At 72.1% G+C, this 13,924-nt stretch carries 9 protein-coding genes; 4 read left to right on the top strand and 5 right to left on the bottom strand.

Annotated elements, in window-relative coordinates:
- Positions 1–198: 198 nt before the first annotated feature.
- Complete coding sequence (gene mltA, locus AC07RM_RS11565; RefSeq protein ID WP_490877462.1) at positions 199–1,350, bottom strand: murein transglycosylase A; 1,152 nt, start codon at positions 1,348–1,350, stop codon at positions 199–201.
- Here mltA and AC07RM_RS11560 point away from each other — a divergent pair.
- The 3 genes from AC07RM_RS11560 to AC07RM_RS11550 all read left to right on the top strand — a co-directional run bounded on the left by AC07RM_RS11560 (position 1,349) and on the right by AC07RM_RS11550 (position 3,051).
- On the top strand, positions 1,349–1,510 hold the full coding sequence (locus AC07RM_RS11560) for a hypothetical protein (protein WP_177239500.1): 162 nt from the start codon (positions 1,349–1,351) through the stop codon (positions 1,508–1,510). The genes mltA and AC07RM_RS11560 overlap by 2 nt on opposite strands.
- A 196-nt stretch (positions 1,511–1,706) precedes the next feature.
- Positions 1,707–2,369 (top strand): YiaD family glycine zipper/OmpA-like lipoprotein, encoded by a 663-nt coding sequence (locus AC07RM_RS11555; RefSeq protein ID WP_057597447.1) that lies wholly within the window; start codon positions 1,707–1,709, stop codon positions 2,367–2,369.
- Positions 2,370–2,478: 109 nt separating this feature from the next.
- Positions 2,479–3,051 (top strand): OmpA family protein, encoded by a 573-nt coding sequence (locus AC07RM_RS11550; protein WP_093351397.1) that lies wholly within the window; start codon positions 2,479–2,481, stop codon positions 3,049–3,051.
- Between the two features lie 61 nt (positions 3,052–3,112).
- Here AC07RM_RS11550 and AC07RM_RS11545 read toward each other — a convergent pair whose 3' ends face one another.
- The 4 genes from AC07RM_RS11545 to AC07RM_RS11530 are packed head-to-tail and all read right to left on the bottom strand — an operon-like array spanning position 3,113 to position 11,059.
- Positions 3,113–3,739, bottom strand: a complete 627-nt coding sequence (locus AC07RM_RS11545) for a response regulator transcription factor (protein WP_093351399.1) — start codon at positions 3,737–3,739, stop codon at positions 3,113–3,115.
- A gap of 43 nt (positions 3,740–3,782) precedes the next feature.
- Positions 3,783–5,885, bottom strand: a complete 2,103-nt coding sequence (locus AC07RM_RS11540; RefSeq protein WP_093351402.1) for a two-component system sensor histidine kinase NtrB — start codon at positions 5,883–5,885, stop codon at positions 3,783–3,785.
- A 9-nt stretch (positions 5,886–5,894) separates the two neighbouring features.
- Complete coding sequence (locus AC07RM_RS11535; protein WP_093351404.1) at positions 5,895–6,710, bottom strand: carbon-nitrogen hydrolase family protein; 816 nt, start codon at positions 6,708–6,710, stop codon at positions 5,895–5,897.
- Positions 6,707–11,059 (bottom strand): YhdP family protein, encoded by a 4,353-nt coding sequence (locus AC07RM_RS11530; RefSeq protein ID WP_495334515.1) that lies wholly within the window; start codon positions 11,057–11,059, stop codon positions 6,707–6,709. The genes AC07RM_RS11535 and AC07RM_RS11530 overlap by 4 nt, the downstream gene beginning before the upstream one ends.
- A 25-nt stretch (positions 11,060–11,084) precedes the next feature.
- On the opposite strand from AC07RM_RS11530, the gene glnE reads away from it, so the two are divergent.
- Positions 11,085–13,901: a bifunctional [glutamate--ammonia ligase]-adenylyl-L-tyrosine phosphorylase/[glutamate--ammonia-ligase] adenylyltransferase gene (gene glnE, locus AC07RM_RS11525; RefSeq protein WP_495334514.1), complete on the top strand. Its 2,817-nt coding sequence runs from the start codon at positions 11,085–11,087 to the stop codon at positions 13,899–13,901.
- The last annotated feature ends 23 nt before the right edge of the window (positions 13,902–13,924 follow it).

Raw genomic sequence — 13,924 nt, 5'->3', positions numbered from 1 at the left:
AAGTAACCAGCCCGCGAAGTTAGGCAGAACGAATGACAGTTCCGTGAATTGGTCAGCTTCCGTTCAGGTTCATTCGACCTGTGTTTTTGTGGTTGTCACGATGCCGCCATGCGACGGCTCCCGGCATCCAGATGCGGACGAAAAAAAGGGGGCTTCGAGCCCCCGATGAATGGACGAGGCATCGAGCCCCGCGCGGAGTCAAGGCGGCGGCAGCTGCTTCGGCCACAGCGCCCACAGGCGCAGCGACTGGTTCATGCTCGCCGCGAAGCGCCCGGCATCGGCGCCGGTGCCCGCGAAGTAGTCGGCGCGCACCGCGCCGACGATGGCGCTGCCGGTGTCCTGCGCCACCACCAGCTTCTGCAGCTGCGCCGACGGGCCGGCCGAGGCCAGCCACACCGGCGTGCCGTAGGGGATGCTCTCGCGGTCGACCGCGATCGAGCGGCCCGCGGTCAGCGGCACGCCCTGGGCGCCGCGCGGGCCGAAGGCGGCGTCGACCTCGTTCAGGTCCTCCTCGCGGAAGAACACGTAGCGCGGGTTGCTCCACAGCAGTTGCGACACGCGCTGCGGGTTCTGCGCCACCCAGGCCTTGGTGTCGTCGGGCCAGCGGCTGACCCGGCTCACGCCCTGCGACATCAGCCACTGCTGCACGCTGCGGTAGGGCTGCTCGTTGGTGCCGGCGAAGGCCATGCGCACGGTGCGCTGCGAGCCGTCGGGCTCGGTCAGGCGCAGCCGGCCCGAGCCCTGGATGTGCAGCATCAGCGCGTCGATGGGGTCGGCCATCCAGGCGATCTCGCGGCCGCGCAGCGCGGCCTGGGCCTCGGGCAGGGTCTCGATCTCCTGGCGCGTGTACCAGGGACGGCGCGGCACGAAGCCCGCGGGCACCTGGTAGAGCGGCACGTTGAACTGCGCGGTCGGTACGCGCGAGGCCTCGTACACCGGCTCGTAGTAGCTGGTGAGCTTGCCCTCGCTCGAACCGGCCAGCGACTCGACGCGGTAGGGCTGCAGCCGCTGGGTCATCCACTGGCGCTGCTCGTCGAGGGTCGCGATGGCGAGCTGGCGCACCTCGCGGCACAGCGGCGCGAAGGCGGCGTTGGGCCGCGAGCAGTTCGCCACCAGCGCGATCCAGGCTTCGTGCAGCGGGTCCTCGCCGAAGCCCGGCAGCTCGGCCCAGCCGACGGGCACCCAGCGGCTCTTGGGATGCGCCATCGATCCGGTGAGGGGGCCGAGGTCGCGCGGCGGCTGCACGACGGGGGGGCGGGCGGGGGTGTCGGGCACGCGCGGCCCGACGGAGCAGCCGGCCAGCGTTGCTACGATCGCGAGCCCAACCAGCCACTGGAGTCCATTTCTCATGGGTTTGATTTTGCTTGAAGCCCTCGCGGCCGGACTCCTGTTCATCGGCATCGTCTGGTGGACCATGTTCTCGGGCCGCAAGAAGGGCGAGTTGCACGAGGAGGACGAGCCCAAGACGGGGGACGCGAAGGACGAACAAGACCCGCCGCCGCATCCGTGAATTGCTCGTGCAGTCCCGGGTCGACGCGCACTGTCGGAGAACGCCCTTCTGGCTATTACTTTGGTAGCAACCGATCGAGCAATCACGGGCTCTATCACGGCTTTCGGTGTTTCAGAGAGGCCTCGGAAGCCGTACCATCTCAGCCGCCGCAAGGCTAAGCTGTGCCCGCTTTGAATCAACCTCGAAAGGGATCGCCATGAAGAAACTCGTACTCGCCACCACCTCGCTCGCCATCGTTCTCGCGGGCTGCGCAGGCGGCGGCATGTCCGACACGCAGCGCAACACCGCCATCGGCGCGGGCGCTGGCGCCCTGGGCGGCGCCGTCATCGGCTCGGCCACCGGCGGCAACCGCGGGGCGATCGGCACCGGTGCCGTGGTCGGCGCGGCGGCCGGCGCGCTCGGCGGCTACCTGTGGTCGCAGCGCATGGAAGCGCAGAAGCGCCAGATGGAAGCCGCCACGCAGGGCACCGGCGTGGCCGTCACGCAAACCCCCAACAACGAGCTCAAGCTCGCGATCCCGAGCGACGTCTCCTTCGACGTGGGCCGCTCGAACATCAAGCCCAACTTCGCGCCGGTGCTCGACCAGTTCGCCAGCGGCCTGCGCAACAACCCGGCCGCCGAGGTGCGCATCATCGGCCACACCGACAGCACCGGCTCCGACGCCATCAACAACCCGCTGTCGGTCGACCGTGCCGCGAGCACGCGCGACTACCTGGTGGCGCGCGGCGTGAACGCGGCCATCTTCCGCATCGAGGGCCGCGGCTCGCACGAGCCGATCGCCGACAACAACAGCGACGCGGGCCGGGCGCAGAACCGCCGCGTCGAGATCTACGTCGGCGAGCGCGGACCGCGCGGCTGACCCCCGGTCGGCCGTCGAGGCGGCCGATCACCCGCAGGGAAGGCAGGCGTGCCGGACCACCGGCACCCACATCCACGTCTTGTCCAATGGTTCACCCGAGGGAATATTCATGAGGAAGCTCGTTGTTTCGAGCGCGGCCGCGGCCGTGCTGTTGTTCGTCGCCGGTTGCGCTTCGCAGTCGTCCACGCCACCGGCCGACGGGGCCGCGCCCGCCGCCAAGACCGAAGCCCCCGCCGGCAACAGCTGGACCGCACGGCTGGCCACGTTGAAGACCGACCTGGAAACCGCCACCAAGGGCACCGGCGTGGTGATCGAGCAGACGGCCGACAACCAGCTGCACCTCGTGATTCCGAACGAGCTGTCGTTCGACACCGGCCGCGCCAACGTGAAGCGCAACCTCGCGCAGGTGCTCGACAAGGTCGCCGACGGCCTGAAGAGCGCCACCGCCGCCAGCGTGCGCGTGATCGGCCACACCGACAACACCGGCAGCGAGGAAGGCAACGAGCGCCTCTCGGTGAGCCGCGCCGACAGCGTGCGCAACCACCTGGTGGGCCGCGGCGTGTCGACCACCGCCATCACCACCGACGGCCGCGGCTCGCGCGAGCCGGTGGCCGACAACGGCACGGTGGCCGGCCGCGCGCAGAACCGCCGCGTCGAACTGTTCGTGGCCGAAAAAGCCTGAGCACCGGCCCGACCTGCACATCGCCAGCCCTCCCCACGCGGAGGGCTTTTTTACGCGCGGCTCAGAGCCCGCGCAGCTTGTTGGCGAGCTCGACCGCCGACTTCACTTCCATCTTGTCGAACACGCGCGCGCGGTGGACCTCCACCGTGCGCACGCTGATCGCGAGCTGGTCGGCGATCAGCTTGTTCGGCAGCCCCTCGATCACCAGCCGCATCACGTCGCGCTCGCGCTCGGTGAGCTCGGCGATGCGGTCGGACAGCCCGCGGCGCGCGCGCCGCGCCTCGAGCGCGTCCTGCGAGAGCAGCAGCGCCTGCTCGATGCGGTCGACCAGCGCGTTGTCGGAGAAGGGCTTCTCGCAGAAGTCGAAGGCGCCGCGCTTGACCGCATCGACCGCGGTCGGCACGTCGGCATGGCCGGTCAGGAAGATCACGGGCAGGGCCGTGAGCAGGCCGCGCTCGACCAGCCGGTCGAACAGCACCAGCCCGCTGGTGCCGGGCATGCGCACGTCGAGCAGCAGGCACAGCGGCTGCTCGGGCAGCGGGCCTTCGGCCAGGCGCTGCTCGAAGGCCTCGGCGCTGCCGTAGTGCTCGCTCGCGAGCCGGCGCGAACGCAGCAGCCAGGCCAGTGCCTCGCGCACGCTGGCGTCGTCGTCGACGATGAAGATCAGGCCATCGATCAGCGGTTGCATATCGGTCGGGAAGGAAATCGAAAGGGTGGCGGGGGCGACGGCCTCAGGCCGCGGCCGGGAGGGTAAACCGGAACACGGTGCCGCGCGGCCGATTCGGTTCGAACATCAGCGCGCCGCCATGTTGCTCGACCACGGTGCGGCACAGGCTCAGGCCGAGCCCCATGCCGTCGGCGCGGGTGGTGAAGAAGGGCGTGAACAGGCGCGCGGCGACCTCCTCGCCGATGCCGCTGCCGAGGTCGGCCACCGAGAACTCGAGCCAGCGCCGCGCGTCGTCGACGCCGCTGCCGCCGACCGCCACCGCGCGCGCCACGCGCAGCCGCAGCACGCGGTTGCCGATGTTGTCGGCCGTGTCCATGGCCTGCATCGCATTGCGCGCGAGGTTCAGCAGCACCTGCTCGACCAGCGTGCGGTCGCACATCGCGGCCGGCAGCCGGTCCTCGAGCACCACCTCGATGATCACGCCGAGCTTGCGCGCCTGCAGCCGCACCAGCGGCAGCACGGCGTCGATCAGCGCCTGCGGCGCCACCGCCTCGCGCGTGCGGTCGCGCCGCCGCACGAAGTCGTGCACGCTGCGGATCACCTGGCCCGCGCGGTCGGCCTGCTCGGCGATGCGGCGCACCGCCATCGCCACCTCGCCCTGCTCGCCGCGCGCATCGGGGCCGAGCATGTTGAGCGAACCGGTGGCGTAGCTGGCGATCGCGGCCAGCGGCTGCGTGAGCTCGTGGCTCAGCAGCGAGGCCATCTCGCCCACGGTGGCCAGCCGCGCGCTGGCCTGCAGCCGCTCCTGGCTGGCGCGCGACAGCTCCTCGATGCGGCGCTGCTCGCTGACGTCGATGAAGGCGCTCATCCAGCCGGTCTGCACGCGCTGCGCGTTGAGCAGCGGCGCCTCGAAGATCAGCACCGGGAAGCGGGTGCCGTCCTTGCGCATGAAAACCGACTCGAAGCCCTCGCGCGGCGGCATGCCGCCGGCCAGCCGGCGCGCCTGGCGCTGCTGGTACTCGTGCGCGAGCTCGGTCGGCCAGTAGGGCGCGTCGTTGGCCTCGCGCGCCATCAGTTCCTCGGCGCTGAAGCCCACCATCTCGCAGAAGGCCGGGTTGACGTAGGTGATGCGGCCCTGCAGGTCGCGCGCGCGCAGGCCGGTGATGACCGAGTCCTCCATCGCCTTGCGGAAGGCCAGCGAATCGGCGAGGTCGCGCTCGGCGCGCAGGCGCCGCCGCGTGTCGCGCGCCAGCAGCACCAGCACCGACACCAGCGCGATCGAGATCGCCGTGACCAGCGCGGTCAGCACGTTCGGGAACAGGTCGGGCGCGGAACGCCAGCCGTCCACGCGCAGCATCAGCGCGGCGCCGGGCAGGTCGATCAGCTGCTGCGAGGTGAACACGCGCGTGCCGACGCGGCGCGCGGTGCCGATGGCCACCAGGCGCGTGCCGTCGGTCTCGGTGAAGGCCACCTCCTGGCCGCGCGTGAGCGTGGGGCCGACCAGTTCGGCCAGCGTGTCGCGCAGCGAGTAGCTGGCCACCAGGAAGCCGCCGCCGGTGTCCATCGGCACGCACAGCTCCATCACCTCCATGCCGCCACCGCCGCCCAGCGGCACGTAGTGGCTCGGCGAATAGGCCGGCGTGCCGAGCTTGCGCGCGGCGGCGCAGGCCAGCGAGACGTCGGACTGCTCGGCCGTGCGGCTCGCGGGATCGAGCACGTGCAGCCGGTAGGGCGTATCGACCGCGTCGAGCGTGCGCAGCCGCGCGTCGCGCCACTCGAGCCGCAGCCATTCGCGGTGCTCGCGCAGCAGCGCGGCCGCGGCCTCGGGCCAGTGCGAACGGTCGGGGCCGGGCGCTTGCGTGGCGCGCAGGCTCTGGGCATTGCGCTGCAGGCCGCTGCGCAGGTCGGTCACCGCGTCGGCGGTGTCGCGGTCGAGCGCGGCCTGCACCTGCTCGACCTCGTGCTTGCCCGCGAGCCAGACCACGGTGACCAGCAGCGCCAGCACCAGGATCGCGAGCAGCAGCCAGAGGAACCAGCGCTGCCACAGCGAGCGCAGCCGCGCGAAGCCGACGACGAGGCGGCGGTAGGGCGGCACCGGCAGCGGTGGCGGCGCATAGGCCGGCTCCGGCGCGCCGGGCACCGCGAGATCGGCCGCATCCACCGCCATGCCGCGCCCCTAGAGGATGCGGTGCGACAGCGCGGGCAGCTGCGTGCGCGCGCGCTCGACCTGGGCGGTGTCGATGTCGAACAGCACCACGCCCTCCTCGCTCGCCTGCTGCGCCACCACCGTGCCCCAGGGATCGACGATCAGCGACTGGCCCCAGGTGCGGCGGCCGTTCTCGTGCGTGCCGCCCTGCGCGGGCGCGACCACCCAGGCCAGGTTCTCGATGGCACGCGCGCGCAGCAGCACCTCCCAGTGCGCGGCGCCCGTGGTGTGGGTGAAGGCGCTGGGCACCAGCAGCAGGTCGGCGCCCTGGCGCGAGAGCGCGCGGTAGAGCTCGGGAAAGCGCAGGTCGTAGCACACGCTCAGGCCGATGCGCCAGGCATGGCCGTCGCGCGAGGGCAGCTCGAACAGCACCGGCTCGGCGCCCGGCGCGATCACGCGGCGCTCGTCGAAGCGCTCGCGGCCGTTGTCGAAGAAGAACAGGTGGATCTTGTCGTAGCGCGCCACGCACTTGCCCTCGGGTGAGAAGGCCAGCGAGCTGTTGAAGACGTGGTCGGCATCGGTGCTCTCGATCGGCAGCGTGCCGCCGACGATCCACAGGCCGAATTCGCGCGCCGCGTCGGCCAGGAAGCCCTGCACCGTGCCCGCGCCGGCGGTCTCGCGCAGGCCCAGCTTGTCGGTGTCGCGCGCGCCCATCATGCAGAAGTACTCGGGCAGCACCGCGAGCTCGGCGCCCTCGGCGGCGGCGCGCGCGAGCAGGTCGTGCGCGCGCGCCAGGTTGGCTTCGCGGGCGATGGCCGACACCATCTGGATGGCTGCGACTTTCATTGCGTGGTCTCCGGTCTCCGGCCTTCGCCCGCGGCCGGCAGCCCCGGGATGCCCGGCAGGCTGGGAAGCGCCGGCAGGTGCGGCAGGTTGTTCGAAATATTGGGCAGCAGCGGACGCGCCACCTTCGCTATTTTGGGGTCGGCCCAGGTGCCCTCGATCTGGAACTCCTGCGTGGCCGCGCTCGACAGCGGCTTGCTCAGCACCCACTGCGCGAGGAAGGTGCCCAGGCCGATGGCCGGATTGATCGCGGTCGCGACCAGCGCGGCGGTGCCGGCGTTGATCTCGGGCACCACCACCACGCGCAGGTTCTGCGTCTCGTGGACGATGTCGGCCGAGCCGTCCATCAGCGCGGCGGCGTTCACGCCCTTCATCTGCAGGTTGTTGGTGCTCGCGGTGCCGTTCGCGATCTTCGCGTCGCCGCGGATGAAGTCGAAGGCGAAGCCCTGGCTGAACACGTCGCGGAAGTCGAGCGTGAGCCGGCGCGGCAGCGCCTGCAGGCTCAGCACGCCGAGCAGCTTGGCCAGGCCCGGGTCGGCCTTGAGGAACTGGCCCGATTCGACGTTCACGCCGAGCTGGCCGCCCAGGCTCGGGTAGTCGATGGAGAACGGCGAGCCGCGCCAGTCGACGTTGCCCTCGAGCCGGCCGTTGCCGCGCCGCAGCACGCCGGGCATGCCGAAGCGCCCGAGCAGGCTGCCGGCATCGTTGATGTCGAGCCGGAAGGTCATGGCGGTGCGGCGCTGCTCGGCGCGGCCGCCGCCGCCCGAGCCCGGGACCGCGGCCCAGGTGCCCTTGGCCGCGAAGCTGGCCTCGGGCATGGTGAAGCTCAACCGGTTGAGCAGCCATTCGCGGCCCACGCCGCCGCGGTTGACCGCATCGATCTCGGCCCGGCCCAGGCGCTTGCCGAGCAGCTCGAAGTCGTCGACCACGATGTCGAGCGCGGGCAGGGTGCCGGGCTGCTCGTCGAGCAGGGCCTCGACCTGGGTCGCCTCGGTCGGCGCGATCTTCAGCCGCGCCAGCCGCGCATAGAGCCGGCCGGCCTGGGTGTGGCGGTACTCGGCATAGCCGCTGAGTTCGGTGGCGTCGATGTTGGCGCGCCACAGCGCGCCGTCGCGCGTGCCGCCGAGCACCACCTCGTGCAGGGTGCGGCCCGCCACGCTGAGCTGCTGCGCGCGCACCGCGATGCGCGTGGGCAGGTAGGGCGAGGCCTCGTCGCCGGCCGCGGCCTGCATGTCGGCCGGGCCGGTGCCGGCGGCTTCGCCGAAGGCCGCCTGCCAGGCCGCCATGTCGAGTCGCGCGAGGTTGATGTTGGCGAGCACGCCGCGCTCGGGCACGCTCGCGGTCTCGTTGGCCGCGAGGCCGACCGCGATGGCGCCGCGCAGCACGCGCGGCTCGCTGCCCGAGATGTCGCGCACGTACTGCACCGAGCCGACGCGGCCGATCTCCAGGCCGATCTGGTCCTGCGTGGCGACGCTGGCCGCGCCCGCGCTGCCCGCCGTGCCGGCGCGCGCCTCGCGCTGCACGATCTTCTTCTCGATGCGCAGCGGCATCTGCTCCTCGGCGCTCTTCGCGAGCGGCGCCGGCAGCTGCAGCGCCAGGCCCTGCAGGCTGCTGGCGACCGAGAACTCGGAGGCGCCCTCGCGCATCGAGAAGCTCGCGGTGTAGGGCGCGCTGCCGGTGGCCTTCTTCGCCAGCCGCGCGAGCCAGTCGACCTCGCGCGCGGCGCGCATGCCGTCGGCGCTGACGTTGCCCTGCGCGCGGATGGCGAGCTCGTGGCTCGCGGCCGGGCCGGTGTAGCGGCCGCGGCCGTCGATGCGCACGTCGCCGCCGAGCAGCCGGGCCTGCACGCCGGCCAGCGCGAAGCCGGTCTCGGTGAAGTTCAGCGTGCCCTTGGTCTGGGTCAGCAGCGGCGCCTCGGGCACCGGCTGCACCTCGTTGTTGTCGCCGAAGGCCACGCTGGCCTGCACCTTCGCCTTGTCCATGGCCTCGAGCGGCAGCTCGAGATGCAGCTTGTAGTCGGCCACGCCGTTGGCGCGCACGCCGCGCAGGAACTCGCCGGCATCGCCGGCCAGCGGCGCGCCCACGCGCAGCAGCTCGCCCAGCGGCCCGCGCGCCTGCGCGTCGACCTTGAGCAGCGCGGCGTGGTGCGACATGTCGGCGATCTGGGCCTCGGCCTTCGACACCTCGATGGCGGTGGCGCCCGCGAGCCGGCCGCGCGCGTTGCGCACCTGCATGCCGGCGCGCTCGAAGATCAGCTCGCCCGACAGGCCGGTGATCGCGGGCCACTGGGCCACGCTGGGCGCGGCGGGCGGGGCGACGGTCGGCGGGGTGGGCGCGGCGGCGACGCGGGAGGCCGCGGTGCCGCGCGCGGGTGCCGGCGCGGCGACCGCAGCGGGCACGTGCGGCGGCGCATAGGCGTAGTGCACGTCCTGCACCTTGGCCGCGATGCGGAACTCGCCGAGCCGCGGGTCCATGAACGGCATGTCGTGCAGGTCGCCGCGCACGCGGAAGTCGACGCTGCTCGCGACGCCCTTGGTGACCGCGTCGCGCACGTAGTCGCGCGTGTGCTGCGGGATGTCGAGCGGCAGGTAGCGAAAGACCCGCGTGCCGTCGGCCCGGGTCAGCTTGCCGCGCAGGTCGAGCACGCCGGGAAAGCGCGCCTTGCTGCTCGAGGTGGCCGGGTCGCTGGTGCGCCAGCTGGCCTCGGCATCGCCCTCGGCATCGACGTTGGCGAAGCGCAGCTTCGACACCTGCAGCTGCGTGTTGCCGTTGTCGATCTTCCATTGCAGCTGGGCCGAGAGCCGGTCGACCGGGATCGCGGGCTCCTCGAACACGCCGGGAAATTCGAGCCCGCCCTGCGCGATCGCGAGCGTGGCACTGCCGCCCGCGTGGGTGGCGTCGAAGTCGAGCGTGGCGCCGCTGAGGCCGGGGGAACCGGGATGCACGCGCGGGGGGACGGCCGCGGTGGCCGTGGTGCTCGCCGAAGGTGCGGAAGGTGTCGGGGCGGGCGGCTTGGCGACGGGCGTGGCGGACGCGGCAGCAGGGGTCTCCGCCGGCGCCGCGCCGGCCTGCGAGGCGATGCGCAGCCCGCTGATGCGGCCCTTGGCCTGGTAGCGGTCGGGCGCGCCCAGCGAGCCCTGCCAGTTCAGGTCGATGCGCTCGACCAGCCCGCGCGGGCCGTAGGCATCGAGCACGCGGTGGGTGGCGTCTCCGAGCGGCAGCCGGTCGGCGATGAGCGCCAGCGCCGCGAGATCGAGCCGGTCGGCGCGCAGCGCGCCGTGCTCGGGCGTGCGACCCTTGGCGGGCGTGTGCTGCAGCCAGAGGTTGCCGCCGGGCCAGCGCAGGCCGTCGGCGGTGTCGAACTGCAGCGCGGTGGTCGAGAACTCCATCGTGTCGACCGTGAGCCGGCCAGCGAGCCGGCCCGTGACCGCGCGCAGCACCAGCGGCTGCAGCCCCTTGCCGAGCGAGGCATCGACCCGGTCGAGGCCGAGGTCGGCGGCGGCGCCGACGATCTGGCCGTCGTCCACGTCGGCCCACAGCCGCAGCGCGCCGTTGCCCTCGCGGATGCGTGCATCGATCGATACGTAGCGCCCGAGCCGGGTCACGTCGATGTAGGGCAGGTCGGCGTAGATCTGGCCGTCCCAGGTCTGCCAGCGGCCGGTGCGCACCGACAGCAGCGGCTGGCGGAACTGGCCGCGCAGCGTGAAGCGCTCGCCCCAGCCGGCCGGTGGCGTGGCGTCGAGCCGCAGGCCGTGGCGGCGGCCGCCGTTGCGCGCCACGAAGCGCACGTCGGTCAGCATCAGCGGCTCGGCCTGGCGCTGCTCGTCGGTCCAGCGCACCGTGCCGCCTTCGATCACCAGTTCGCGCTGCGCGAAAAACCAGTCGGCGGCGCGGGTTTCTCCGGTCGTATCGGTCGACATGTGCAGGCCCGCGACATGGAGTTTTCCCTGAGCGTCGCGGCGCACGTCGAGCGCCGGGCCCTCGATGTAGAGCTGCTCGAAATTGAAGCGCCACAGCGAGCGCGGCGAGACGCTGGCCACCACGCGCACGAGGCGCAGCGCCTCGCGCTGCTGCGCGTCCTGCAGCACCACGTCGCGCAACTCGAAGGCGGGGAACAGGCTGCCCGAGCGGGCCGTGATCGAACCGATGCGCACCGGCACCCCGATCGCCTTGCTGGCCTGCGCCTCCAGCGCACCACGGTAATCGCCGATTCGCGGCACAATCCACGCGTGCAGGACCACGACTGCCAGGGCCAGGAGAAGCCACGCAGCCACGAGAAGACCCAGGAGCCAGCGCGCCGTCACAGCGGTGATCTTGAGCAGACGTGAAGGGGAAGACACCGTGTCGTTCATTGAGGATCGCGCTGTGCCGGGAATTATGACCGCCACCATCGGGACGGGTTCCGCCGCAACCAGCACCAGTTTGAATCAGTTGTCAGCTACAGCATCGACGAACCCCGACGCGGACAAGCCCGCCTTGTCCTCCTATTCGCGCTTCGTGCAGCGCTTGCGCCGCCGCTATGCGGGCGAACTCGCGCTGCTGCCCGAGGGCGAGCCGCGCCGCGCATCGATGACGCAGGCCTACGAGGCACTGCGCGCGCGCGGCGACGGCGTGGGCGACGCCCTGCGCATCGTGCGGCAGCTGGTGATGGAACGCCTTGTCACACTCGATTGCGACCGCCAGGCGCCGCTGGCCGTGGTGACCACCGCGGTCACCGAGCTCGCCGAGTTCGCGCTCGACACCGCCTGCCGCGAGGCCTGCGCCGAGCTCGACGCGGCGCACGGCGCGCCGCTGGGCGCCGACGGCCAGCGCTCGCAGCTGTGGATCGTGGGCATGGGCAAGCTCGGCGCGCGCGAGCTCAACGTGTCGAGCGACATCGACCTCATCTACCTCTACGACCAGGACGGCGACACCGCCGGCGACCCGCAGGGCCGCGGCAAGCTCGCGAACCAGGAGTACTTCGCGCGCGCCGTGAAGCGCATCTACGCGCTGGTGGGCGACACCACCGAGCACGGCTTCGTGTTCCGCGTCGACCTGGCGCTGCGGCCCAACGGCAACTCGGGGCCACCCGTGGTCTCGCTCGATGCGCTGGAGGAGTATTTCCAGGTGCAGGGCCGCGAATGGGAGCGCTTCGCCTGGATGAAGAGCCGCGTGGTCGCGCCCACCGAGGTGGTCGCGCAGGGCCAGGCCCAGGGCCTGCGCGGCGCGGTGCTGCCCTTCGTGTTCCGCCGCTACCTCGACTACAGCGTGTTCGATTCGCTGCGCGTGCTGCACCGCCAGATCCGCGAGCAGTCGGCGCGCCGCAGCGCGGGCCGACCCGAGCGCGCGAACGACGTGAAGCTGTCGCGCGGCGGCATCCGCGAGATCGAGTTCACCGTGCAGCTGCTGCAGGTGGTGCGCGGCGGCCAGTTCCCCGAGCTGCGCACCCGGCCCACGCTCGATGCGCTGCAGCGGCTCGCGCGCGCCGGCCTGATGCCGCAGGAAACCGCCGACGCGCTGGCCGCGGCCTACGAGTTCCTGCGCCAGGTCGAGCACCGCATCCAGTACCTGGACGACCAGCAGACCCATGCGCTGCCCGTGGCCGACGAGGACCTGCGCTGGATCGCGCAGACGCTCGGCTATGCCGACTGCTGCCCATTCCTGGCCCAGCTCGACACCCACCGCGAGTTCGTCGCGCAGGAGTTCGACAAGCTGCTGGGCGGCGACAAGCCCTGCAACGGCAAGTGCAACGGTGCACGCAAGGCGGCCGCGCCGGCCGAGCTGTCGGACCTGCTCGACGAGCTGCCGCCGGCCTTCGCCGAGCGCATCAAGGACTGGTGCGAGACGCCGCGCATGATGGCGCTGCGCGATGAAACGCGCGCGCGGCTGCGCCAGCTGGTGCAGCGCACCGGCCAGTGGCTGCGCGAGCCCGACGGCGACAGCCAGGGCCAGACCACCCACCCTGTCGAGGCCGCGCTGCGCTGGGCCGACTGGATCGAGCCGCTGCTGCGCCGCGAGAGCTATCTCGCGCTGCTGGTCGAACGGCCCGCGGTGCAGGAACGCCTGCTGCGGCTGCTGGGCTCGGCGCGCTGGCCGGCACGCTACCTGATGCAGCACCCGGGCGTGATCGACGAGCTGGCCAGCGACGAGATGCTGTCGGGCCGCTTCGTGGCCGCCGAGTTCGAGCGCGAGCTCGAGGCGCGCCATGCCTCGCTGAGCCGCACCGGCGAGGCCGACGAGGAGCGCCTGCTGAACCTGCTGCGCCATGCGCACCATGCCGAAGTGTTCCGCACCCTGGCGCGCGACGTGGACGGCCGCATCACCGTCGAGCAGGTGGCCGACGACCTGAGCGCGCTGGCCGACACCACGCTGCGCGTGACCGCCCGCTGGTGCTGGCCGCACGTGCGCAACCGGCACCGCGAGGTGGCGCAGTTCGCGATCATCGGCTACGGCAAGCTGGGCGGCAAAGAACTGGGCTACGGCAGCGACCTCGACATCGTGTTCGTCTACGACGACGACGACGAACGCGCCGGCGAGGTCTACGCGGCCTACGTGCGCAAGCTCATCAACTGGCTCACGGTGAAGACGCGCGAGGGCGACCTGTTCGAGATCGACACCGCGCTGCGGCCCAACGGCAATTCGGGCCTGTTGACCACCAGCTTCCAGGCCTACGAGAAGTACCAGCTCGGCCGCGGCAGCAACACCGCCTGGACCTGGGAACACCAGGCCATGACGCGCGCGCGCTTCGTGCTCGGCAGCGAGGACCACGGCGCCGAGCTCGGCGCGCGCTTCGACCAGGTGCGCGAGGCCGTGCTGGTGGCGCCGCGCAACCGCGAGGCGCTGAAGGCCGAGATCATCGCGATGCGCGACAAGCTGCGCGGCGCGCGGCCCGTGAAGGCCGACCGCTTCGACGTCAAGCACAGCCCCGGCGGCATGGTCGATGCCGAGTTCGCGGTGCAGTTCCTGGTGCTGTCGGCCTCCAGCGAGCATCCCGAACTGATCCCCAACCTCGGCAACATCGCGCTGCTGATCCGCGCGGAGGACGCCGGCCTGCTGCCCGCGGGCGTGGGCCGCAACGCGGCCGCGGCCTACCGCGAGCTGCGGCGCGTGCAGCACCGCGCACGCCTCAACGAGGAGCCGACGCAGGTGACGCCACCCGCGCTGGCCGCGCAGCGCGAAGCGATGCTGGCGCTGTGGAGGGCCGTGTTTGGTTGAGGCGCGCGGCGCCCGCCGACCCA

Source organism: Variovorax sp. GW821-FHT09B05 (assembly GCF_059418265.1).
The sequence above is the reverse complement of the archived record's forward strand: the minus strand, read 5'-3'. Positions and strand labels throughout refer to the sequence as shown.

Excerpts from the sequence above, each read along its gene's own strand:
- AC07RM_RS11555 (WP_057597447.1), top strand. The coding sequence starts at position 1,707 with ATGAAGAAACTCGTACTCGCCACCACCTCGCTCGCCATCGTTCTCGCG.
- AC07RM_RS11535 (WP_093351404.1), bottom strand. The coding sequence starts at position 6,710 with ATGAAAGTCGCAGCCATCCAGATGGTGTCGGCCATCGCCCGCGAAGCC.
- AC07RM_RS11560 (WP_177239500.1), top strand. The coding sequence starts at position 1,349 with ATGGGTTTGATTTTGCTTGAAGCCCTCGCGGCCGGACTCCTGTTCATC.
- AC07RM_RS11545 (WP_093351399.1), bottom strand. The coding sequence starts at position 3,739 with ATGCAACCGCTGATCGATGGCCTGATCTTCATCGTCGACGACGACGCC.
- AC07RM_RS11540 (WP_093351402.1), bottom strand. The coding sequence starts at position 5,885 with ATGGCGGTGGATGCGGCCGATCTCGCGGTGCCCGGCGCGCCGGAGCCG.
- mltA (WP_490877462.1), bottom strand. The coding sequence starts at position 1,350 with ATGAGAAATGGACTCCAGTGGCTGGTTGGGCTCGCGATCGTAGCAACG.
- AC07RM_RS11550 (WP_093351397.1), top strand. The coding sequence starts at position 2,479 with ATGAGGAAGCTCGTTGTTTCGAGCGCGGCCGCGGCCGTGCTGTTGTTC.
- AC07RM_RS11530 (WP_495334515.1), bottom strand. The coding sequence starts at position 11,059 with ATGAACGACACGGTGTCTTCCCCTTCACGTCTGCTCAAGATCACCGCT.
- glnE (WP_495334514.1), top strand. The coding sequence starts at position 11,085 with ATGACCGCCACCATCGGGACGGGTTCCGCCGCAACCAGCACCAGTTTG.